This is a genomic window from Arthrobacter sp. SD1074B (assembly GCF_056780195.1).
In genome coordinates this window covers 439784-462624 of record NZ_JBRAZT010000001.1, presented here as the reverse complement: position 1 = coordinate 462624, position 22841 = coordinate 439784, and the positions used below count along the sequence as shown (strand labels likewise).

Genomic DNA, 22841 nt, shown 5'->3' with positions numbered 1-22841 from the left:
GGGACGACCCTGGACGGCCAGTCCACCTGCAACGACCGGTTCGGGTTCGCCGCAGCCTCAACCTCCTAGCCGGCCGGGCTGACCACGTCCTCCAGCACCGACCGGTCGAAAAAGCGGACCTCGCCGGTTTCCGGAAAGAACACCGGAACCACGGAAGTACTCGGATCCTTCGAGGTCTCATAGATTTCAGGCGCGCCCCCGTGCCTGCGCGCAATGGTGCCGACCAGGTCCGTACCGCGGACCCTGACAGTCCGATATTTGTAGCTCATGCGGCCTCCTTCAGTGATGTGGATCACAGCCTACTCCCCCGGCCTCCGGCCCCCTGACCAGCGCCCGGCGCCGGGCGGCGGCGTCACGGAAGACCGCGCGGCCCCGACTGGTGCACAATGCGTTCATGACCAAAGACGCTCCCCGCCCGGTCTACTTCCTTTCGGACAGCACGGGCATCACCGCGGAAACGCTCGGCAACACCCTGCTCACGCAGTTCCCCGCGAACGAATATGACCGCATCACGGTCCCCTTCATCACCACCGTCGACCAGGCGCGCGCCGTCGTCAGGGTCATCGACAACTTGGCGGCTACGGGCCCGCAGCCGATCGTCTTCTCCACCGCCGTCGGCAGCGACATCCGCCAGACGCTGGGTACCTGCAAGGGGATCCTCGTGGATCTCATCGGACCCCACGTCGGGCAACTGGAGCATGCCCTGGGCACGCAAGCCAGCGGGGAACCGGGCCGGGCCCACGGACTGGGCAACGCGGCCCGCTACCAGTCCCGGATGGCCGCCGTCGAATACGCCATGGAGCACGACGACGGGCAGAGCCTGCGCGCGCTCGAAAAGGCCCAGGTGATCCTGGTGGCCCCGTCCCGCTGCGGCAAGACGCCCACCACCATGTATCTGGCGCTGCAGCACGGGATCTTCGCCGCGAACTTCCCGCTGGTGGACGAAGACTTTGAACGTGAAGGACTCCCCAAGCCGCTGCGGCCGTTCGTATCCAAGTGTTTCGGCCTCACCACCAACCCGCTGCGCCTGAGCCAGGTCCGGACGGAACGCCGCCGCGGCTCGCCCTACGCGTCACTGCGGCAGTGCGGCTTCGAACTGCGAAGCGCCGAACGCCTGTACGTCTCCCACGGGATCCCGTACCTCAACTCGGCCAGCGTCTCCGTGGAAGAAATGGCAGCCACCATCCTCCAGAAGATGAACCTCAAGCACTGAGGCCACACTTCACAAGTGTTGCGTGGACCACATCGTATGGAATCACCGGCGCCGACCTGTCACTGTGGACAGGACTTGCGCCCATCAAACGGCGGCCGCCCCACGCGGGCGGCATTACGGCATGCCACCATCTGCAAAGGAGCAGCAACCATGACGACGGACATCCTGTGGTTCTCAGAACTCGGACTCAAGGACCTGGACCGGGTGGGCGGCAAGAACGCCTCCCTCGGCGAGATGGTGCAAAACCTCACCTCGGCCGGCGTCCAGGTTCCTGACGGCTTCGCCACGACAGCGGACGCCTACCGCCGCTTCCTGGCCGATTCCGGCCTGGACCAGAGAATCGCCGACCGGCTGGTCGGACTGGATACCGACGACGTGACGGCCCTGGCCGCAGCGGGCCAGGAAATCCGCACCCTGATGCGCGAGACGCCCTTCCTGCCGGACTTCGAGGCACAGATCCGCGACTCCTACCAGAAGCTGGTGGACAAGCACGGCGGCTCCGAGGACCTGTCCTGGGCCGTCCGCTCCAGCGCGACGGCGGAGGATCTTCCCGACGCGTCCTTCGCCGGGCAGCAGGAGACCTTCCTGAACGTCCGCGGCATCGAGAACATCCTGGCCGCCGTCAAGGACGTCTTCGCTTCCCTCTACAACGACCGGGCCATCGCCTACCGCGTGCACCACAAATTCGAGCACGCCGAGGTGGCACTTTCCGCAGGCGTCCAGCGTATGGTCCGCTCCGACGTCGGCGCTTCCGGCGTCATGTTCACCATGGACACCGAATCCGGGTTCAAGGACGCCGTCTTCGTCACCTCCTCGTACGGACTCGGCGAAGCCGTGGTCCAGGGCGCCGTCAACCCGGACGAGTTCTACGTCTACAAACCCGCCCTCGCGGCGGGCCGCCCGGCCATCCTCAAGCGCGGGCTGGGCGAAAAAGCGCTCCAGATGACGTACACGAGCAACCGCGAAATCGGCCACACCATCGACTTTGTCCCGGTGGAGGCGTCCCTGCGGAACCGCTTCAGCCTTAACGACGACGACGTCGAGCAGCTCGCCCGGCACGCCGTCGCCATCGAAAACCACTACGGACGTCCGATGGACATCGAATGGGGCAAGGACGGGGTCGACGGCGGCCTGTACATCCTGCAGGCACGCCCGGAAACCGTGCAGTCCCGCCGGACGTCCGGCAGCCTGAGCCGTTTCCGCCTGAACGCGTCCGGGCGGGTCCTGGTCGAGGGCCGCGCCATCGGCCAGCGGATCGGCGCCGGCAGTGTCCGGATCCTCACCGCGATCGACCAGATGGCCGCCTTCAAGACCGGCGACGTCCTGGTCGCGGACATGACGGACCCGGACTGGGAACCGATCATGAAGCGCGCCTCCGCGATCGTGACGAACCGCGGCGGACGCACCTGCCACGCGGCCATCATCGCCCGGGAACTGGGGATTCCCGCCGTCGTCGGCACCGGTGACGCCACCGACACCCTCTCCGACGGGCTCGACGTGACCGTCTCCTGCGCCGACGGCGAAACCGGCCTCATCTACGAAGGGCTGCTGGACTTCAGCGTCGAGGAAACCGAAATCACCCAGCTGCCTGAGGCCCCGGTGAAGGTCATGATGAACGTCGGCACCCCCGAGCAGGCCTTCACCTTCGCCCAGCTCCCCAACCACGGCGTGGGCCTGGCCCGGCTGGAATTCATCATCAACCGGCAGATCGGCATCCACCCCAAGGCGCTGCTGAACATGGACGATCAGCCCGCGGAGGTGCTCGCGGAAATCCGGGAGCACATCGCCGCCTACGACGGCCCGCGCGATTACTACATCAAGCGCCTGGCCGAAGGGGTGGCAACCATCGCCGCCGCCTTCGCGCCCGAGCCGGTGATTGTGCGGATGTCCGACTTCAAGTCCAACGAGTACGCCAACCTGCTTGGCGGACCGGCCTACGAGCCGCACGAAGAGAACCCGATGATCGGCTTCCGCGGTGCTTCCCGGTACCTGGAGCCGTCCTTCCGGGACTGCTTCGACCTGGAGTGCGAGGCCCTGTCCTTTGTCCGCAACGAGATGGGCCTGACCAACGTCAAGCTGATGATCCCGTTCGTGCGCACCCTCGACGAGGCCAGCGGGGTCATCGACCTGCTCGCCGAGAACGGCCTGCGCCGCGGCGAAAACGGCCTCGAGGTCGTCATGATGTGCGAGATTCCGTCCAACGCGCTGCTGGCAGACGAGTTCCTGGACTACTTCGACGGCTTCTCCATCGGCTCCAACGACATGACCCAGCTGACCCTTGGCCTGGACCGGGATTCGGCCATCGTTGCCGGCAGCTTCGACGAACGCAACCCTGCCGTCAAGAAGCTCCTGAGCATGGCCATCAAGGCGTGCAAGGCGCGCGGCAAGTACGTGGGCATCTGCGGCCAGGGCCCGAGCGACCACCCGGACTTCGCCCAGTGGCTGGTCGAAGAGGGAATCGACTCCGTCTCGCTGAACCCGGACACCGTGGTGGACACCTGGATCCGGCTCGCCGGGGCGGCCGAAGCGTCAGCCGCCGCCGGGGTCAGTGCAGCAGGCGCCGCCAGCAAGTAGGCCACGCGCTGCTCTCACCTCCGCGGGAGCGGCGCGACCCGGCGCGCAGTTGGGGCTCTTCCCTGGTAGACAAGGATTAAGGCACAGTGAACCCATGGCCATTGAACGATGCATCGAAGAGCTGACCATCACCCAGGCGCACGAGGCCTTCCTCGGCGGTGAATTCACCGCCGAGGACCTCGTCGGCGCGTACCTGGACCGCATTGAACACCTCGACCGGTCCGGACCGGAACTCAATTCGTTTATCTCCGTCTCGCAGAGCGCGTTGGAAGAAGCACGCCAGCTCGACCGGGAACTCGCCGACACGGGCCGGCTCGTCGGACCTCTTCACGGCGTGCCGATCGTCGTCAAGGATCAGATAGAGACCGCCGGCCTGCCCACGACTTTCGGCAGCATCGCCTCCGGTGACTATCAGCCCAAGCAGGATGCAACCGCAATCGCCAGGCTGCGGGCCGCCGGCGCCATCATCCTCGGTAAAACCACGCTGCCCGACTTCGCGACGTCCTGGTTCTCGACGTCCTCGCGCAGCGGGGTAACCAAGAACCCGTACGACCTTGCCCGCGACCCCGGCGGATCCTCCAGCGGAACCGCAGCTGCGGTCGCGGCGAACCTCTCCCTCGTCGGAGTCGGAGAGGACACCGGTGGCTCGATCCGCCTGCCCGCGTCCTTTTGTGGCCTCGTCGGCCTCCGCGTCACTCCCGGACTGATCAGCCGCGCCGGCATGTCCTCCCTGGTGAAGCCCCAGGACACCTCCGGGCCGATGACCCGGACCGTGGAGGACGCCGTCCGGCTCCTTGACGTTATGGTCGGCTACGACGCAGCCGACGACTACACCGCGGCCGCCGTCATCGCAGGCCAGAAGGAGCCCTACGCCAGCGCACTTCAGGACGCGACCCTGGCCGGGAAGCGAATCGGTGTCCTCCGCCAGGCGTTCGGCGACGGCTCCGACCCGGACGGAGCCAAGGTCAACACGACCATTGAGCAGGCGCTCGCGGCACTGCGCGACGCAGGCGCTGAGCTCATCGACATCACGATCGACAACCTCGACGATCAGGTTGGCTTCACATCGCTATACACCACACGGTCGCAGTCGGATATGAATGAATTCGTCGGCGCCCGCCCTGATGCCGGAATCCCCTCCATGAAGTTTCTGATCGAGACAAAGCAGTACCACGTGAAGCTCGACCTGCTCGAGGCGATCGTGGCCGGACCGGAACGGCCCACCGATGACCCTCACTATGTGGAACGCCTGCTGGCCCAAACCGCATTCCAGCGGCAGGTGATCGGAATCATGGCGCAGAACCGGCTCGACGCCGTCGCTTTCCCGGACGCCAAGCTTCCGGCACCCACGCGCGAGGACATCTTCGCTGACCGCTGGACCTGCCTGACCTACCCGACCAACACAGTCATCGCATCCCAGCTCCTCTTCCCGGCAATCACCATCCCGGCCGGACAAACAGCTGATGGATTGCCCGTGGGCCTCGAATTGATGGCGGTGCCCTACGGCGAACGGGCCCTCGTGGCACTCGCCGCTGCTGCCGAAGCCACCCTGCAGGGACGGAAGGCACCTGCCCTCCAGGATACGATGCCCGGCCGGGGCTGATCGAGTTCGCAGCCCTGTAGAAGTCGCCGCTAGAATCAAGGCACAACCCGCGGACGGCAAGGCGCCTGCGGGAGTATCCATGGCCGCCGCTGGCGAAGGGAGTGTTCCGTGCGCACCGCCGCCAGAGCGCCCTTCCACGCGTTGCGTTCGGCCATGGTCGCCACGACCGTAGTGACCCTCGCCGCGGCAGCGCACGTCGTCGCCGGAGGCCTGCTTCCGGCCCCCGCCCTCCTGTTTGCACTGCTAGCGCTCACCGCCCTGGTAACCACCACGGCCACCCGGCTGAAACTGAATCTTGCGGGCATGTCCGCCCTGCTGGGTGCCGGCCAGGTCGTTCTGCACGAGGCGTTCTCCGCCCTCAGCCCGTCCGCTGCCGGGGCCGTGACCGGCGGACCGGCAGAGCGGGCACACCACGGCGGCGCGGTCTTCCTTCCGCTCCCGGCGGACCACCTCCACCAGCTCCACCAGCCGGATTCCGCCCTGGCCTGGTCGATGCTCGCCGGCCATGCCCTGGCAACGCTCGCGTGCGCCCTGCTGCTGGCCAGGGGCGAGGACGCGCTGTGGTCGCTGGCGGCCTGGCTCCGACCGCTGGTCCAGCTCCCGGCTCCGCTGCCGCCACGACCCGCCGTCGCACGGGCCCTGGCGCCGCGGTCCCTTGCTGCCATCCCGCTGCCCTGGCGCAACCTCCGGCGAGATTGCCGCCGCGGGCCGCCTGCCGTCGTCGTTTTCTCCTAACATTCCTTCCGGCCGCGGCTGGACCTGTCCGGTAGTGGCTCCGCCACGGGCAGCGCCGCCGCGCCTCCCCGTTTCTGCGCGCCGCCTGACGTGCCGCGCGCATGCCTGAAAGGCACCTGTTTTGACCACTACACAGCACCCATCTGCTCTCCGCCGCACCCTCTCCGGCACCGCCGTCGTCGGAGCCACCGCAGCCCTGATGCTCGCCGGCATCAGCGGCGCCTCGGCCCACGTCGATGCCACCCCGGACAACACCGCAGCCAACTCTTATGCCCTGCTGAGCTTCGCCATCCCGCACGGCTGCGACCAGTCCGGCACCACCAAGATGACCATCACGCTGCCGTCCGAGCTCAACGACGCGCAGCCCACCGTGAACCCCAACTGGACGGCGGCCAAGGTCACCGAGAAGCTGCGGGAGCCCAAGAAACTGCCCGACGGCTCCTCTATCACCACCCGCACCAGCCGGATCGTCTACACTGCCAAAACGCCGCTGAGCCCGGAGCTCCGGGACGTCCTGGTGCTCTCCGTGAAACTGCCGGACACGGCGGGAAAAACCCTCTACTTCCCAACCCTGCAGAACTGCGAACAGGGACAGACCGACTGGTCGGAGATTCCGAAGGACGGCCAGGATGAGGAGTCGCTCCAGAGCCCCGCGCCGTCGGTCACGGTCACGGAAGCCGTCGCGGCGTCCGACGGCCACGGCGCGCACGCGGCCGGGGCCCCAGATACTCGCACGGCAACGGACGCGGCGGCTGCCGTGGCCGACGACGGCGGCCGGGCCAGGAGTTGGGCGGGCCTCGTGGCCGGCGTCGGCGGCCTGGTCCTTGGCGGACTCGCGTTACTCCGGAGCCGGAAGCCCGCCCCCGCCCGGGTACCGGCGGCCCGCGCTTCCAAGGAGTAAAAGCCGTCGGGTAGCGCCAGCGGATTGATGCCCGGAAATTACAATCCGGGCATCAATCCGCTGCCTTCGTCGTGGCGTCGTTGACTCAGGCAACTGTGGGACATCACAGTTGTCCCATGAGGCCTCTGCAGATGAAAAACAGACTGGTAATTACTTCCGTGACGGCGGCTGCCGCGGCGGCCCTGCTGCTCAGCGGGTGCGGCCCCACCCAGAGCCAGCCCCAGGGTTCCACCAGCGCCGCGTCGCCGCCGTCGTCTGCCTCGACCCCAGCCAGCGAGTCCAGCCCGGCGAGCCCGGCTGCGACGACGTCTGCCTCCCCCAACGCATCGTCCGCACCTGCCTCCACCACCGCCGCGGCCGGACCGGCCCTGTGCAAGGCCGCGAACCTCACGGCTTCCCTGGACGCGAGGGGCGGCGGCGCGGCCGGCAGCGTCTACATGCAGCTGATCTTCAAGAACTCCGGCGTAGAGCCGTGCCTGCTGAAAGGCTTCGCCGGGGTGTCCCTCACCGCCGGCGCCAGCGGCGGCCCCATCGGTGCCGCGGCGAAGCGCGACGATTCCACGCCGGTGGCCGACGTGCTGCTCGCCCCGGGACAGGCCGGAAAAGCCACGCTGCGCTACACCCAGGCCGCCAACTACCCCGGCTGCACCCGCACCCCGGCCGCGGGCTTCCGCGTCTACCCGCCGGAAGACACCGCGTCACTGTTCATCGCCGCCCCCAAGGACGCCTGCCGCGAGTCGGCGATCAATCTGCTGACCATCGGGGCGTTCACGGCGGCGTAGCCTCCGCCTCCGGGTACCGCCCCGCACTGGGGCAGCACCCGGTCGTCCCGCGATCGCCCCGGCAAAGACCCCGGCAAAGACTGTCTGCGCCATAGGGCATGATGGAGGAATGAAGGGGCAGGAGCTCGCCGGCGGCACACTCGCGGCCGAGGCCATGGACCGGTTCAGCCGGCCGACCCGGGAGTGGTTCCTGGGCGCGTTTTCTGCGCCCACCCCGGCGCAGGACGGCGCCTGGAACGCCATTTCCTCCGGCGCCCATGCCCTGGTGGTGGCCCCCACCGGCTCCGGCAAGACGCTCGCCGCCTTCCTTTGGGCGCTGGACCGGCTCCTGGTCTCCGCGCCGGCGGCCCCCGAGGAACTGCCCGGGCTGGATGCCACGGCCGCCAAGCCGGGCCGGAAGAAGGCTCCGAAGCGGAAAACCCGAGTGCTCTACATCTCCCCGCTCAAGGCGCTGGGCGTCGACGTCGAACGCAACCTCCGCGCCCCGCTGATCGGCATCACCCAGACCGCCAAACGCCTCGGCCTGCCCGCGCCGCTGATCACGGTGGGCGTCCGCTCCGGGGACACGACGGCGACGGATCGCCGTTCGCTGCTCAGCCACCCGCCGGACATCCTGATCACCACACCCGAATCCCTCTTCCTGATGCTGACCTCCAAGGCGCGGGAGACCCTCGACGAGGTGGACACCATCATCGTGGATGAGGTGCACGCCGTCGCGGGCACCAAGCGCGGCGCCCACCTTGCCGTCTCGCTGGAACGCCTTGATGCGCTGCTGCCGAAGCCGGCCCAGCGGATCGGGCTCTCCGCGACGGTGGAACCGAAGGAACTCGTGGCGCAGTTCCTGGCGGGGTCCGCGCCGGTCGAGATCGTGGCGCCCCCGTCGAAGAAAACCTGGGACCTGACCGTCTCTGTCCCGGTCGAGGACATGTCCGACCTGCAGGGCGCCGCCGGGGCCTTCGATTCGGGTCCGGCGTCCGGGCTGCAGCCGCACGCGTCGATCTGGCCGCACGTCGAAGAGAAAATCGTGGATCTGGTGCTGGCGAACCAGTCCACCATCGTGTTCGCCAACTCCCGCCGGCTCGCGGAGAGGCTCACCGCCCGGCTCAACGAGATCTACGCCGAGCGCCAGCTGATGGCCACCGGCGGGGGCTGGGACGCCGCCGCGGCCCTGGAGCCGGACGGCCCGCTGCCCGCGTCCACCGCCACGCCCGCGCACATGATGGCCCAGGCCGGCAGCACCGCCGGCGCCGACCCGGTCTTGGCCAGGGCACACCACGGCTCAGTCTCCAAGGACCAGCGCGCCCTGATCGAGGATGACCTGAAGTCCGGCCGGCTGCGCTGCGTCGTGGCCACTTCCTCGCTGGAACTCGGCATCGACATGGGCGCCGTGGATCTCGTCGTCCAGGTCGAATCACCGCCCTCCGTGGCCAGCGGCCTGCAGCGGGTGGGCCGCGCCGGTCACCAGGTCGGCGAAATTTCCCAGGGTGTCCTCTTCCCGAAGCACCGGGCAGACCTTGTCCACACCGCGATCACCGTGGAACGCATGCTGGACGGCAAAATCGAGCGGCTCTACGTCCCGGCCAACCCGCTGGACATCCTGGCCCAGCAAACCGTCGCCGCGACCGCGCTCGGGGCGATCGACGTGGAGGAATGGTTCGCTACTGTCCGCCGCTCTGCCCCCTTCGCGTCGCTCCCGCGCTCCGCCTTCGAGGCGACCCTGGACCTGCTGGCGGGCCGCTACCCGTCCGACGAATTCGCCGAACTGCGGCCCCGGATCGTCTGGGACCGCAATGCCGGCACCATCGAGGGCCGCCCCGGATCGCAGCGGCTGGCCGTCACGTCCGGCGGCACCATCCCGGACCGCGGGCTGTTCGGTGTCTACATCATCGGCACCGAGGTCGAAGGCACCGGAACCTCCGGAGGCCCGGCCGGCGGCAAGGCCGCGGGCCAGGCCTCCCCGGCCAAGGGCGGCCGCCGCGTCGGCGAACTCGACGAGGAAATGGTTTACGAATCCCGCGTCGGCGACGTCTTTGCCCTCGGTGCGACCAGCTGGAAGATCGAGGACATCACGCACGACCGTGTCCTGGTCTCCCCCGCCTTCGGCCAGCCCGGGAAGCTGCCGTTCTGGAAGGGCGATTCCCTCGGCCGGCCGGTGGACCTGGGCCGTGCGCTCGGCGCGTTCGTGCGCGAACTCGCGGCGTCCGACGTCGGACCGGCCACCGAACGCTGCAAGGCCAGCGGCCTGGACGACTTCGCTGCCAACAACCTGATCCAGTATCTCGCCGAACAGAAACTCGCCACCGAAGTGGTGCCCAGCGACACCACCCTGGTGGTGGAGAGGTTCCACGACGAACTCGGGGACTGGCGCGTGGTGCTGCACAGCCCCTTCGGCATGCCGGTGCACGCACCCTGGGCCCTGGCCGTGGGCCAGCGGCTGCACCAGCGGTACGGGATGGACGGCTCCGCGATGGCCGCTGACGACGGGATCGTACTGCGGGTGCCGATGATGGAGGACGAACCGCCCGGAGCCGAGCTGTTCCTGTTCGAGCCCGAGGAGCTCGAACAGATTGTGACCGCGGAGGTCGGCGGCAGCGCGCTGTTCGCCTCCCGCTTCCGGGAGTGCGCCGCCCGGGCCCTGCTGCTGCCCCGGCAGACCCCCGGGAAGCGGCAGCCGCTCTGGCAGCAGCGGCAGCGCTCGGCCCAGCTGCTGGACGTCGCCCGGAAGTACCCCACCTTCCCGATCGTGCTCGAAACCGTGCGCGAGTGCCTGCAGGATGTCTATGACCTTCCCGCGTTGAAGGATATCGCCGCCTCGATTGAGCGGCGGGAGCTGCGGATCCTGCAGACCACCACGCAGCAGCCCTCGCCGTTCGCCAAGTCCCTGCTGTTTGGCTATGTGGCGCAGTTCCTCTACGAGGGTGATTCGCCTCTGGCCGAGCGGCGGGCCGCCGCCCTGGCCCTGGATTCGACCCTGCTCAACGAGCTGCTGGGCCGGGTGGAGCTGCGCGAGCTGCTCGACCCGAAGGTCATCGAGGCCACCGAGCTGGAGCTGCAGCGCCTGGCGCCGGACCGGAGGATGCGCGGGCTGGAAGGCGTGGCCGACCTGCTCCGGCTCCTGGGACCGCTCACCCCTGATGAGGTGGCGGTCCGGCTGGAGGCGCAGGTCCAGCCCGAGGTGACGCCGCAGGTCCTGCCCGGCGAGGCTGCAGCCACGCCGGGTCCGGGGACAGCGGACTCCGTGGAGGCAGAAGCGGCCGACGGCGAAACCACGGCGGAGCCGGAGCGCGCCGCGGCCCGGGGCGCCGATCCCGGCGAGGCCACAGCGCACCTGGCCGCGCTGCAGCGCGCCAACCGGGCGATCAAGGTCAACATCGGCGGTATTGAACGGTTTGCCGCCGTCGAGGACGCCGCCCGGCTGCGGGATGCCCTCGGTGTCCCGCTGCCGATGGGCGTGCCGCTGGCATTCATCGAACCCGTCGCGGACCCGCTGGGCGATCTGGTCTCGCGCTACGCCCGGACCCACGGGCCCTTCACCGCCGCCGAGGCCGCCGCCCGGCTGGGACTCGGCGTCGCCGTCGTCGGCACCGCGCTCAAGCGGCTGGCCGCGGACGGGCGCGCCGTCGAGGGCGAGTTCCGGCCCCACCCTGCGGCGCCGGAACCAGCCGGAGCCACCGCCGGGGAACCTGCCGGCGCGGACGCCGAGGACGGCGCCGCCGCCAAGGACGCCGTCGTCGTCCCGCCGGTCGTTCAACCTCTGGCGGCCAGCGAATGGTGCGACGCCGAGGTGCTGCGCAAGCTGCGCCGCCGCTCTCTGGCCGCGCTGCGCGCCGAGGTGGAGCCTGTGGACAGCGCTGCGTACGGGAGGTTCCTCCCGGCCTGGCAGCACGTGCGCACACCCGGCGGCCGCGGCCAGTCCGCGCTGCGGGGGCTCGACGGCATCGTCACCGCCATCGACCAGCTCTCCGGTGTGCCCATTCCGGCGTCCGCCTGGGAACCGCTGGTCCTGGCCAGCCGCGTCTCCAACTACCAGCCGGCCATGCTCGACGAACTCATGGCCGCCGGCGAGGTCCTCTGGTCCGGAGCCGGCTCGCTTCCCGGCAATGACGGTTGGGTGAGCCTGCACCTGGCCGATTCGGCCGAACTGACCCTGAACCCGGCCCTGGACTTCGAACCCGGCGACGCCCAGCAGCGCCTCCTGGACCATCTGCAGAACAACGGCGGCGGGTACTTCTTCCGCCAGCTGACCGACATCGCCGGCGGGATGGACACGGTGCTCAGCGACCAGGATGTCGTCTCCGCCCTCTGGGATTTGGCCTGGGCGGGCCGGGTCACCGGCGATACGTTCGCTCCGGTGCGTGCCCTGATTGCCGGCGGGCACACCGCGCACCGGCAGGTGGGACGTGCCCCGCGCGCCCGGGCGCCCCGGCTCAGCCGGCTGGGACGCGCCCACGGGACCGGGCTGCTCGGATCGCCGGGCCTCGCGGGCGGCCGGTACGGCTCCGTCAGCGGCGCCGCCCCCACGCCGCCGCTGGCCGCGGGACGCTGGTCCGCGCTGCCCGCGCCAGAACTCGATGCCACCATCCACGCCCGGGCCACCGCGGAACTCCTGCTCGACCGGTACGGTGTGGTCACCCGGGGCTCCGTGATGGCGGAGAACATCCTGGGCGGCTTCGGCCTGATGTACAAGGTGCTGGCCCGGCTCGAGGAAGCCGGACGCTGCCGCCGCGGCTACTTCATCGAGCACCTCGGTGCCGCCCAGTTCGCGGTGCCGGCCACGGTGGACCGGCTGCGGTCCTACGTCGAGGATGCCCAGCTGAACAAGGCCGAGCCGGTCGCCCTGGCACTCGCCGCCACGGACCCGGCCAACCCCTACGGCGCCGCGCTGCCGTGGCCGGCCCTCGACGTCGAGGCGGGCACCGGCCACCGCCCCGGCCGGAAGGCGGGCGCCCTGGTGGTGCTGGTGGACGGCGCCCTGGTCCTCTACGTTGAACGCGGCGGCAAGACCCTGCTGGCGTTCAGTGCCGACGCCGATGTCCTTGCCGCCGCCGGTGCCGCGCTGGTGGGAGTGGTGACGCGCGGCGCCGTGGACAAGCTGATCATGGAAAAGGTCAACGGCCACGGCATCCTGGACACCCCCGTCGCCGCCGCACTGGCCCAGGCCGGCGCCTACTCCACGCCGAAGGGGTTGAGGATCCGTGCCTGAGGGCGATTCCGTCTTCCGCGCCGCGGCGCAGCTGCATGCCGCGCTGGCGGGCAAGGAGCTGCTCGCCTCGGACTTCCGGGTCCCCCGCTTTGCGACGCTCAAGCTCGGCGGCTGGCGGGTCCAGGAGGTCATCCCCCGCGGCAAGCACCTGCTGATGCGGGTGGCGGGCCCCGCCCCGAAGGACCAGCTCACCATCCACTCGCACTTGAAGATGGAGGGGACCTGGCAGATCTATCCCCCAGGCGGGCGCTGGCGCAAGCCCGGGTTCACTGCCCGCTGCGTGCTCCGGACTGCGACGGCGGACGCCGTCGGGTTCTCGCTGGGGCTGCTGGAGGTCATCCCGACGGCCGAGGAGGCCAGCGTTGTGGGCCATCTCGGACCGGATCTACTCGGCCCGGACTGGGACATGGCGGAAGCCGGACGCCGCCTGCTCGCGGCGCCCGAGGTGCCGGTCGGCGTCGCCCTGCTGGACCAGCGCAACCTGGCCGGCATCGGCAACATCTACCGCTGCGAGGCGTGCTTCCTGTCCGGCGTCCATCCGGCGGCGCCGGTTTCCGCGGTACCGGATCTGGCGGCGATGATCACCGACGCCAAAATCCTGCTGTCAGCCAACCTCGGCCCGGGCCGACGGGTCACGGTGCTGAACGCCCGCGGCGTCCCGGTCGGCCGGACGGCGGGGCGTCCGGCCTACTGGGTGTACCGGCGCGAGCACCAGCCCTGCCTCAAATGCGGCACGCCGATCCGGCGCGGAGTGCTGGCCAAGGCCACCGGTACCGAGGAACGGGACATCTACTACTGCCCCCGCTGCCAGCCGCTGCCCGGCACACAGCCCTGACGTCAGCGGTGCCCGTCCAGGTGGCGCCGGAGCCGGGCCCGGCAGGAGCGTCTACGACGCCGGCGCGGACGTTCCTGCCACGGCGGCTTCCGCTTCGGCCCGGGCTTCACCTGCGCCCCGGGGTTCCGGCACGGTGAACCGCGGCAGCAGGAGTTGCACCAGCGGACCGATCGCCAGTGCGTAGAGCACGGTCCCCGCGCCGACCGACCCGCCCAGCAGCCAGCCGGCGCCCAGCACCACCACCTCGATGCCGGTCCGCGCGCCCCGCACCGGCCATCCGGTGCGCCGTGCCAGGCCGGTCATCAGCCCGTCCCGCGCGCCGGGCCCCAGCCGGGCGCCGATGTAGAGCGCGGAGGCCACGCCGTTGAGCAGCACGGCCCCGACCAGGAGCGCGATCTGGCCGCCCAGGTGCGAGAACCGCGGGATCAGCGCCAGCCCGAGGTCGGCAAACACGCCCACCAGCACGGCGTTGCAGACGGTGCCCACCCCGGGCCACTGCCGGAGCGGAATCCAGAGCAGCAGTACCAGGAAACTCACGATGATCACCACCGTGCCAAGGCTCAGCCCGGTCCGGCCGGCGAGGCCCTGGTGGAAGACGTCCCACGGCGCCGTCCCCAGGCTGGCCCGGATGACCATGGCCAGCGAAACGCCGTACAGGGCAAGGCCGAACAGGAGCTGGAGGAGTCTGCGCGTCAACATGACCCCCATCCTTCCCGAAAACTGGCCTTGTAATCCATATCCAGTTTGAAATACTGGTTTTATGTCCGCCTCCCTGAACCCGAGCTCCCTGGCCCGCCTGCTGGGTGAGTGGAGCGTCGGCGCAGCCCCCGCATACCGCGAGCTGGCCGACGTCGTCCGCCTGCTGATCCTCGACGGCCGCGTCGCCCTCGACGTCGCACTGCCCAGCGAGCGGTCGCTGGCGGCGACGCTCGGCATCAGCCGCACCACTGTGACCGCGGCCTACGCGCTGCTGCGTGACCAGGGATTCCTCAGCAGCGGCCAGGGCAGCCGGAGCAGGAGCTGCATCCCCAGCCACGGCCCCGCCCATACCGGCGGGAGCGACGGGGGGCTGCGGCTCAGCGGCGCCCCCGGGCTGGCGGTGCCGGACGGGATCCTGGACCTTGCCTACGCCTCGCTGCCCGCCAGCGGCGAGGTGGTGCACCGGGCCTTCGCCGCCGCGCTGACCGAGCTGCCGGCCCTGCTGCCCGGTTTCGGTTACGACGCCCTCGGGGTGGGGCCGCTGCGGGAGGCGATCGCGGCCCGCTACACGGCGGCCGGGGTACCCACCACCGCCGGGCAGATCCTGGTCACCTCCGGCGCGCAGCACGCCCTGAACATCGTGCTCCGGACCCTCGCCGGGCGGTCCGGGCAGGTGCTCGTGGAACATCCGAGCTACCCGAATGCACTCGACGCGATCCGTGCCGCGGGCTGCCGCCCCGTGACGGTGGCGATGCCCGCCGCGAGCCGCGGCAGTGCCCAGCCCGGCGGCTGGGACGTCGAGGCGATGGAGTCGGCGCTGCTGCAGCAGCGGCCGGCAATGGCCTATGTGGTGCCGGACTTCCACAACCCCACCGGCCGGCTGATGCCCGATGCCCAGCGGCGCCGCCTCGTTGCGGCTGCCGCCGCGTCGGATACCGTGCTGGTGGTGGATGAGACGCTGCGGGAGCTGAACCTCGACGGCGCCAGCTCCACCCCCATGGCCGCGTTCAGTCCGGCAGTGGTCTCCCTGGGGTCCCTCAGCAAATCGCACTGGGCCGGGCTGCGCACCGGCTGGATCCGCGCCAGCGAGCCCTTCATTCAACGCTTCGCGGCGGTCCGCACCACCCTGGACCTGGGCGGTCCGGTGGTGGAGCAGCTGGCCGCGGCGCATCTGGTTGACGACATGGCGGAGCCGCTGCCGGCCCGGCTCGCCGGACTGCGCGGTAACCGGGACACCCTGCTGGACCTGATCCGCGGGCACCTCCCGGAGTGGGAGCCGGAACGGCCCGTCGGCGGCCTGTCGATCTGGTGCCGGCTACCCGCGCCGGTCAGTACCGCCCTGGCGGTCATCGCCCCGGACTTCGGCATCCGGCTCGCCGCCGGGCCCAGGTTCGGCGTCGGCGGCGCCTTCGAGCGCTACCTGAGGCTGCCGTTCACCCTGCCGCCGGACCAACTGGAGTCCGCGGTGCTGGCCCTGCGCGCGGCCCAGGACCGGCTGGACCGCTCCCCGCAACTGCGCCGGAACCTGCCCGCCCCGGCCGCCGCAGCCATCGCCTGAGCCGCGGCCGGCGCAGGGGCGGGGCCTAGGCGTAGACCTTGTCGACGAATCCGCCCCACGCCTTGGCTGTCGCCCCGGAGTCCCCGCGGCCGCCAAAGTCGTGCACCGTCATGCCCACCGGCGCGCCGAAGGAGTTGCGCCCGAAGAACCGGTACATCGCGTCCGCGGACCGCAGTCCGAGGAAGTTCTCGTTGGAGAAGTCCACTTCACCGGCAAGGTGCCCGACGCCGTCGACGTCCAACTCCACGGTTTCCCCCTGGGCCGAGGCGGCGACGCCGAGTGCCTTCTTGAGCCGGTCGAAGCCGTCCGGGGACTGCGACGCGGCCGGCGCCTGGACATCCGTGAAGACCACGGGCTTGCCGTCGAAGTGCTTCATGTACTGGCCGAGGGTGTGCAGGTAGAACGCCGTGTGCTTGCTGGCGCCGTCGTACTGCCCGTCCCAGTTGTCCGTGAAGATGCCGCTGTGGACGTAATGCAGCCGCGCCCGGCCGCCGTCGAGCGGTTCCATCACGTGTTCGAGCTGGTTGAACCAGCCGTCCGGGCCCTCCATCCGCGACACCAGGTGGGACGGGTACTCCTCCACGGTCTTCACGTCCGGCCACTGGTCCGTCGGGAACATCCAGGCGGCCGTGCCGCGGGTGACGGCCTCCCACACCCGTTCCGGGGTGCCGGGCAGTTCGGTGTCATAGACGATTTCGAATTCCCGCTTCTCAGTCATGGTCCTGCTCCTTAGCCTTCAGGGTTTTAGGTGGGTTTTCAGTGCCGGGTGGAGTGCGACGACGAGGCGGTGCTTGCGTCCCGCTGGCGGGGAAGCTGCCGGGCCATGGGCCCCGCCGTCGTGGTACTTTTCCACGAGCCCGGCCACGGCGACGCCGAGTTCTTCGGCAAAGGCCGCACGGTCCGCCGCGGAACGGAAGGTGATCCCGCCGTCGATCGCGAAGGTGGCGAGTTTCTGCCTGGCCGCCGCGGCGCCCGCGATGAGCTGGCCCATTTCCTGGACCATGCGGGCCGCGAGCGCCAGCAGCCAGAAGGCGGAGAACCGGTCCGAGAAGCGGTGCGGGTCCGGGGCCACCGAGGCCAGGGCCGCCGGCGAAATCAGGTATGACGCCGCCGTCGCTCGCAGGATGCGTTCGGTGACGTTGCCGCGCCGCCGCTCCTCAACCAGCTCCACCAGGCCGTGCCGCTCCAGGGCCTTGAGGTGGTAATTCACCTTCTGCCGCGGCAGGCCCACCCTCGCGGCGAGCTGGGTTGCGGATCCCGGCTCGGCCAGCTCACGCAGGATCCGGGTCCGGATGGGGTCCAGGGACGCCTCCGCCGCGGCCGGGTCCTCGATCACCTCGATGTCCAACATGCTTCGAGTCTGCCCGCCGACAAATTTATTTGTCAAGAACTATTTTGTCGTCGGCACTGCCGGTTCGATGGTTTCCTGTCGATCCGATGCTGGGGAACGTCGTGCGGGGACGGGATCGTCAAATCGGGAGGAGATGGCCGACGGGGCGGCGCTGCGGGAGGGCCGGCGGCGGGCTGACTGGCGGTTCGCCGGGGTCGGGAGGGGGCAAAGTAGAATGGAGCGGTGATGCAATCCCCCCTGCCGGTGCGCGACGGCGTGAACGCGACCCGCCTGCGCCTGCCGGATGAGGGGCCGTGGGACACCGCCATGGACTACATGATGCACCGCTGGGGGCATATCGACCCGCAGGGCATCGAGGACCGCTTCGACGCCGGCGAGATCGTGGGCGAGGCCGGCGTGCCGTTGGACCGCACCACTCCGCTGCAGCGCCACACCTTCATCTGGTACTACCGCTCGTTGCCGCCGGAGACCCGCATCCCGGTGGAACTGGACATCCTGCACCAGGACGAGCACCTCCTGGTCGTGGATAAACCGCACTTCCTGCCCACCACCCCGGGCGGCACCTATGTCCAGGAGTCGGCCCTGGTGCGGCTGCGGAACCAGCTGCAGCTGCCGGACCTGATCCCAATGCACCGCCTGGACCGCATGACGGCCGGCATCCTGTTGCTCTCCACGAACCCCGAGACCCGCGGGAAGTACCAGGTGCTCTTCGAGAAGCGCCAGGTCCAGAAGGAATACGAGTGCGTGGCCGCCGCGGAACCCGCGCCTGGGCACCCCGCCGTCGACTTCCCCGTGGTGGTGCGGAACCGCATGACCAAGTCACGCAGCTATCTGCTCGCCGAGGTGATCGAGGGCGAACCGAACGCCGAAACCCGGATCGAGCGGTTGCGCACGTTCGCCGGGCCGGCCGACGTTGCCCAGACCGGCAGCACCCGGGCCGACGGTGCCCCGGCCAGTGCCGCGTCGCGCCGCGCGCTCTACCGGCTGGAGCCGCACTCCGGCAAAACCCACCAGCTCCGCGTCCACATGGCGTCGCTGGGACTCGGGATTGTCAACGACGCGTTTTATCCAGAGCTACTGGACAAGGCGCCGGACGACTACGCCAAGCCGCTCCAGCTCCTGGCCCGCGGCATCCGCTTCGTTGACCCCATCTCGGGCAACCCGGTGGAATACCGCAGCCGGCTCGAACTTTCCGAAGCCCGCTAGGCAGCACTCCAGCCGCCGCCACCCTCGGCCGGCATCAGCCGTGCAGCCGGATATGCGGTACCTTGTGCCCATGGACCTGGCCAACGCGGACACCTGGGGAGCCGCGATCTATTTCTGGATCATCCCTGTTGTCCTTGGCGACGCCATTTTCCCGCCGCTCCCCTCCGAAATGGTGGTCATCACCGCCGGCGCCCTGTCCGCCGACGGCCGCGCCAACGTGTTCCTGGTGGCAGTCCTCGCCGCCTTGGCCTCCTGGATCGGCGACCTTGTGGTCTTCCAGCTGTTCAAACGCCGCCTCAGCCACGTGCTGGACCGGTGGAGCTGGGGCCGGAAGTTCCACAGCGGCGTGCACCTGGCCATCGCCCGCGCGGGCCGTTCCTCGACCTACGGGGCCATCATCGGGATCCGTTTCATCCCCGGCGGAAGGTTGGCCACCACGGCCGCGGCGGGGATCGCCAACGTGTCCACCCGGGGGTTCAGTTTCTGCGCGGCGCTGGGCGGCTCGCTGTGGGCAGTCTGGTCGGTGGGCCTGGGGTACGTCACGGGCTCGGCCACCAAACTGCCGTTTTGGGCGAGCTCAATGATCGGGGTGGGTCTTGGCCTGGTGATCGGCGCCGTCGTCGGCGTGATCGTCACCCGCCGCCGCGGCGACCGCTCCCCCGTGGTGGAACCCGGCTCCCCCGCCGCGGACCCGGACGCGGAACTGGACTTTTAGCCCGGCAGCCCCTGTGCCCGGGGCCGCGGCTAGACCGGGGCCCAGCGGCCCCGGTTGCGCCGCAGCACGGTCAGCGGACCGGTCACGGCGACGCGTTCGACGGCGTCGCGCATCATGGCGGCCGACTCCAACGCCTGGCTGTTCTCCGCCGTGTAGGCCGTGGCCTCCACCAGGAAGCGCAGGTTTAGCTGCGGGACACCGCCGGCGATCTCCAGCTGGTTGGACTCCACATGGTGCCGCGTCCCGAGTGCCTCCACGGCCGCGGCCATCACGGCCTCCGGCGGGGTGCCCGGCTTGAGCGCGGTGATCTTGAGTCTGGTCTGGAACGACGGCATAAACCAACCCTAGCCGCCCCCTGCTGCGACCCTCCCGCAGATCCTGCCCGACTCGAACCGACCCTCCCGCAGATCCTGCCCGATTCAAACCGACCCTCCCGCAGATCCTGCCCGATTCAAACCGACCCTCCCGCAGATCCTGCCCGATTCAAGGGAAACGCCCACCACACCTGAGGGAGGATCCGGGAAACACCCACCACACCTGAGGGAGGATCGAAATTGGGGCGCGAGCTGAAGACTAGCCGGTGTTGCGCAGGCCCGCCGCGACGCCGTTGACGGTGATCAGCATGGCGCGCTGGAGGCGTTCGTCGATCTCGGCGTTGGGCATGTCCTCCCCGGTGGCGGCCTCGGCCCGGACGCGCCGCAGCAGCTCTACCTGCAGGTAGCTGATCGGGTCTAGGTACTGGTCGCGGATCTCCAGCGAGCGCTTGAGCGTGGGCTGCGCGTCGAGAAGAAGATCCTCGCCGGTGAGGTTTTGGATTTCGGCAACCGTCAGCTCGTACTCGGCCCGGATGGTGTGGAACAGGTGGTGCAGCTCCTCCGGGACCAGGGTCGAGACGTAGTAGCCGGCGATGTCCATGTCCGTTTTGGCGAGCGTCATCTCGACGTTGGAGAGCACCGAGCGGAAGAAGTGCCAGCCGTCCATCATCTCCGCAAGCTGGGCCGAGTGGCCCGCCTCGCGGGCGGCCTTGAGCCCGGAGCCGACGCCGAACCAGCCCGGCACGATCTGCCGTGACTGGGTCCAGCCGAACACCCACGGAATCGCCCGCAGGCCCTCCAGCCCGGCCCCGGAGTCGGGGCGTTTCGACGGCCGGGAGCCGATGTTCAGCGAGCCCAGCTGCTCCACCGGCGTGGACGACATGAAGTACGCCGGCAGGTCCGGGTCATCGATTAGCGTCCGGTAGCGGGCGAACGCGGCGTCGGAGATGGTCTCCATCACGTGGCCGTACCGCTCACGCTGGTCCTCCGAGGTACGCGGGGTGCGGTGCAGCGCCGAACCCTGCAGCACCGCGGCGAGGGAGAGCTCCAGGTTTTCGCGCGCGAGCTCGGGCAGCGAGTACTTGTCCGAGATAACCTCACCCTGTTCGGTGAACTTGATCTCGCCCTCAAGCACGCCGTTGGGCTGCGCCATGATCGCGTCGTAGGTCGGCCCGCCGCCGCGTCCCACGGAACCGCCGCGGCCATGGAACAGCCGCACCCGGACACCATGTTTGGCCGCCACATCGCGCAGCTTGCGCTGCGTCTTGTGGATTTCCCACTGGCTCGTCATCACGCCGGATTCCTTGTTGGAGTCCGAGTAGCCGAGCATGATTTCCTGCACGTCCCCGCGCAGCCGGACCAGCTCGCGGTAGGACGAATCGGAGAGCAGGGCGTCCACAATTTCGGCCGACGCGCGCAGCTCCTCCACGGTCTCGAGCAGCGGAGCGAAGCCGATCCTGGCATACGGCGCCTCGCCGAAGAGGTTCACCAGCCCGGCCTCGCGGGCCAGCACGGCCGCGGCCAGGACGTCGTCCGCGCCGCGGGTCATCGAAATGATGTAGGTCTCGATCACGTCCGGGCCGTAGGTGCGCAGGGCGCGGCGGATCTCGCGGAAGACGTCGTACGTACCGTCCGCGACGCCGTCGAGCTTGATCGGGTGGCCGGAGAGCGGGCGGCGGGACGCGAGCTCGGAGCCCAGTACTTCGAGCCGCTCGGCCCGGCTCAGCTCGGCGTACCGTACGCCCGGGCCGCCGAGGCGGTCCATCAGCTGGCCGACGGCGTCATGGTGGTGGTCCGCGTGTTCGCGGATGTCCAAGGTGGCAAGGTGCAGACCGAAGGACGCAATCGCGCGCCGGACCCGGGCCAGGGCGCCGTCGGCGGCAAGGCCGGCGTGGTGGTTCCGCAGCGAGGACTCGAGCAGGCCCAGCTCGGCCAGGAGCTCGGCGGTGGCCGCGTAGTCCCGGCCGGGCTCGTGGGCCGAGCCGGCGGTGACCCGGCGGCCGGTGTTCAGCAGTTTTGCCTTGATGCAGGTGAGCTTGAGCCGGTACGGTTCCTGCGCGTTGAGCTCCAGGACGCGCCGGTCCAGCCCGGGCAGGTTCTTGAGGTCGACGTCGATCGAGTCCAGCAGCGCCTGGTCGGCACCGGCCAGCGCGGTGGAGTTGGACAGGATGGAGATCAGCCCGTCGATCAGGCCGATGCTGATCCGGACGGCGTGCTGGTTCTGGATCTGCAGGATTTCGCGGGTGACGCCAGCGGTGACGTTGGGGTTGCCGTCCCGGTCGCCGCCGATCCAGGAGCCGAAGCGGATTGGCGCCTTGGCGGCCGGCAGGGTGACGCCGTGCTCGGTGAGGAGGTCGGACAGGTCCGAGAGCATCTCCGGCATGGCATCGCTGAGGATGCCGGTCAGGTAGTAGATCGCGTTGCGGGCCTCGTCCACGGGGGTGGGACGGACCTGGCGGAGCTCGTCCGTTTGCCACATCTGGTCGATCACCTCGGCCAGCTGGCGGTCCTGGCGGCGGCGGGCCGAGGTGCCTTCCGCAGTGGATTCGGCCAGCACGTCGGAGAGCCGACGGATCTTATCCAGCACTGACCGCCGGGACGCTTCGGTGGGATGCGCGGTGAAGATCGGCCGGACGTCGAGTTCGTTCACGACGTCCTGCAGCACCGCGGACCCGGCCTGGTCCGCGATCTCCGTGACGGCTTTGGCCAGCCAGCCGTCCTTTTCCTGCCGGCTGCGCAGCCCGCGGACCCGGTGGACCTGCTCGGCGGCGTTGGCCAGGTGGAAGTAGAAGGCAAAGGCCCGGACGAGGTCGGTGGCCTGGTCCAGCGGCAGGGAGCCGAGCAGTTCGCGGACCTGGGCGACGACGTCGTACGAGCTCCACGGCCCGGTCGCATCGGCGCCACCCCGCGCGGCCTCCTTGGATTCCTTGGTCAGCAGGCGCACCTGTTCCACCAGGTCAAGGAGTTCAGGGCCGTGCTGGCGGACCAGGGATTCGCCGAGGAGGGTGGACACCCGGCGGACGTCGGCGCGCAGTTCGGAGGCGAGGTCCGTGCCGGAAGTCAATGCAGTGTCAGCCATGGAAATCATCTTTCGAGGTTCGACTTGGCTCGTACACTGCGCTGGATACTGTGAGCCGGGTTACTTGTACCCA

At 69.7% G+C, this 22841-nt stretch carries 17 protein-coding genes; 11 read left to right on the top strand and 6 right to left on the bottom strand.

The window, feature by feature from the left end; all coding sequences use genetic code 11:
• Positions 1-65: 65 nt before the first annotated feature.
• Positions 66-269 (bottom strand): hypothetical protein, encoded by a 204-nt coding sequence (locus tag ACUYM2_RS02225; RefSeq protein WP_310058873.1) that lies wholly within the window; start codon positions 267-269, stop codon positions 66-68.
• Positions 270-394: 125 nt separating this feature from the next.
• Here ACUYM2_RS02225 and ACUYM2_RS02220 point away from each other — a divergent pair, with 125 nt between their 5' ends.
• The 8 genes from ACUYM2_RS02220 (at position 395) to ACUYM2_RS02185 (ending at position 13846) form a co-directional block, all read left to right on the top strand.
• Positions 395-1213, top strand: a complete 819-nt coding sequence (locus tag ACUYM2_RS02220) for a pyruvate, water dikinase regulatory protein (RefSeq protein ID WP_481598586.1) — start codon at positions 395-397, stop codon at positions 1211-1213.
• A 150-nt stretch (positions 1214-1363) separates the two neighbouring features.
• A complete protein-coding gene (ppsA, locus tag ACUYM2_RS02215; RefSeq protein WP_481598585.1) occupies positions 1364-3787 on the top strand; it encodes a phosphoenolpyruvate synthase in 2424 nt (807 codons plus the stop codon).
• 94 nt (positions 3788-3881) lie between these two features.
• Positions 3882-5390, top strand: a complete 1509-nt coding sequence (locus ACUYM2_RS02210; RefSeq protein ID WP_481598584.1) for an amidase — start codon at positions 3882-3884, stop codon at positions 5388-5390.
• Between the two features lie 108 nt (positions 5391-5498).
• Positions 5499-6125 carry a hypothetical protein gene (locus ACUYM2_RS02205; RefSeq protein ID WP_481598583.1) on the top strand — a complete coding sequence of 209 codons (627 nt, stop codon included), beginning with the start codon at positions 5499-5501 and terminating at the stop codon, positions 6123-6125.
• Positions 6126-6324: 199 nt separating this feature from the next.
• Positions 6325-7026, top strand: a complete 702-nt coding sequence (locus ACUYM2_RS02200) for a YcnI family copper-binding membrane protein (protein ID WP_481601382.1) — start codon at positions 6325-6327, stop codon at positions 7024-7026.
• A 131-nt stretch (positions 7027-7157) separates the two neighbouring features.
• Positions 7158-7808: a DUF4232 domain-containing protein gene (locus ACUYM2_RS02195; protein ID WP_481598582.1), complete on the top strand. Its 651-nt coding sequence runs from the start codon at positions 7158-7160 to the stop codon at positions 7806-7808.
• Between the two features lie 109 nt (positions 7809-7917).
• Positions 7918-13011, top strand: a complete 5094-nt coding sequence (locus ACUYM2_RS02190) for an Lhr family helicase (protein ID WP_481598581.1) — start codon at positions 7918-7920, stop codon at positions 13009-13011.
• A complete protein-coding gene (locus ACUYM2_RS02185) occupies positions 13004-13846 on the top strand; it encodes a DNA-formamidopyrimidine glycosylase family protein (protein ID WP_481598580.1) in 843 nt (280 codons plus the stop codon). The genes ACUYM2_RS02190 and ACUYM2_RS02185 overlap by 8 nt, the downstream gene beginning before the upstream one ends.
• A gap of 51 nt (positions 13847-13897) precedes the next feature.
• Here ACUYM2_RS02185 and yczE read toward each other — a convergent pair whose 3' ends face one another.
• Entirely contained in the window at positions 13898-14545 is a 648-nt protein-coding gene (yczE, locus tag ACUYM2_RS02180) for a membrane protein YczE (RefSeq protein WP_481598579.1), read from the bottom strand.
• Between the two features lie 61 nt (positions 14546-14606).
• Between yczE and yczR the strand changes: the two genes are divergently transcribed.
• Positions 14607-16103, top strand: coding sequence for a MocR-like transcription factor YczR (yczR, locus tag ACUYM2_RS02175; protein WP_481598578.1), 1497 nt, complete (start codon positions 14607-14609; stop codon positions 16101-16103).
• A gap of 25 nt (positions 16104-16128) precedes the next feature.
• On the opposite strand, the gene ACUYM2_RS02170 is transcribed toward yczR, so the two are convergent.
• Positions 16129-16821: an SRPBCC family protein gene (locus tag ACUYM2_RS02170; protein WP_481598577.1), complete on the bottom strand. Its 693-nt coding sequence runs from the start codon at positions 16819-16821 to the stop codon at positions 16129-16131.
• Positions 16822-16839: 18 nt separating this feature from the next.
• On the bottom strand, positions 16840-17454 hold the full coding sequence (locus tag ACUYM2_RS02165) for a helix-turn-helix domain-containing protein (protein ID WP_481598576.1): 615 nt from the start codon (positions 17452-17454) through the stop codon (positions 16840-16842).
• A gap of 225 nt (positions 17455-17679) precedes the next feature.
• Between ACUYM2_RS02165 and ACUYM2_RS02160 the strand changes: the two genes are divergently transcribed.
• Positions 17680-18660, top strand: coding sequence for an RluA family pseudouridine synthase (locus ACUYM2_RS02160; RefSeq protein WP_481601381.1), 981 nt, complete (start codon positions 17680-17682; stop codon positions 18658-18660).
• A 70-nt stretch (positions 18661-18730) separates the two neighbouring features.
• Entirely contained in the window at positions 18731-19375 is a 645-nt protein-coding gene (locus ACUYM2_RS02155; RefSeq protein ID WP_481598575.1) for a DedA family protein, read from the top strand.
• Between the two features lie 29 nt (positions 19376-19404).
• Here the strand turns inward: ACUYM2_RS02155 and ACUYM2_RS02150 are convergent, their stop codons facing one another.
• Both ACUYM2_RS02150 and ppc read right to left on the bottom strand, forming a co-directional pair.
• Positions 19405-19710, bottom strand: a complete 306-nt coding sequence (locus ACUYM2_RS02150; protein WP_481598574.1) for a hypothetical protein — start codon at positions 19708-19710, stop codon at positions 19405-19407.
• A 238-nt stretch (positions 19711-19948) separates the two neighbouring features.
• Positions 19949-22768, bottom strand: coding sequence for a phosphoenolpyruvate carboxylase (ppc, locus tag ACUYM2_RS02145; RefSeq protein WP_481598573.1), 2820 nt, complete (start codon positions 22766-22768; stop codon positions 19949-19951).
• Positions 22769-22841 lie beyond the last annotated feature (73 nt).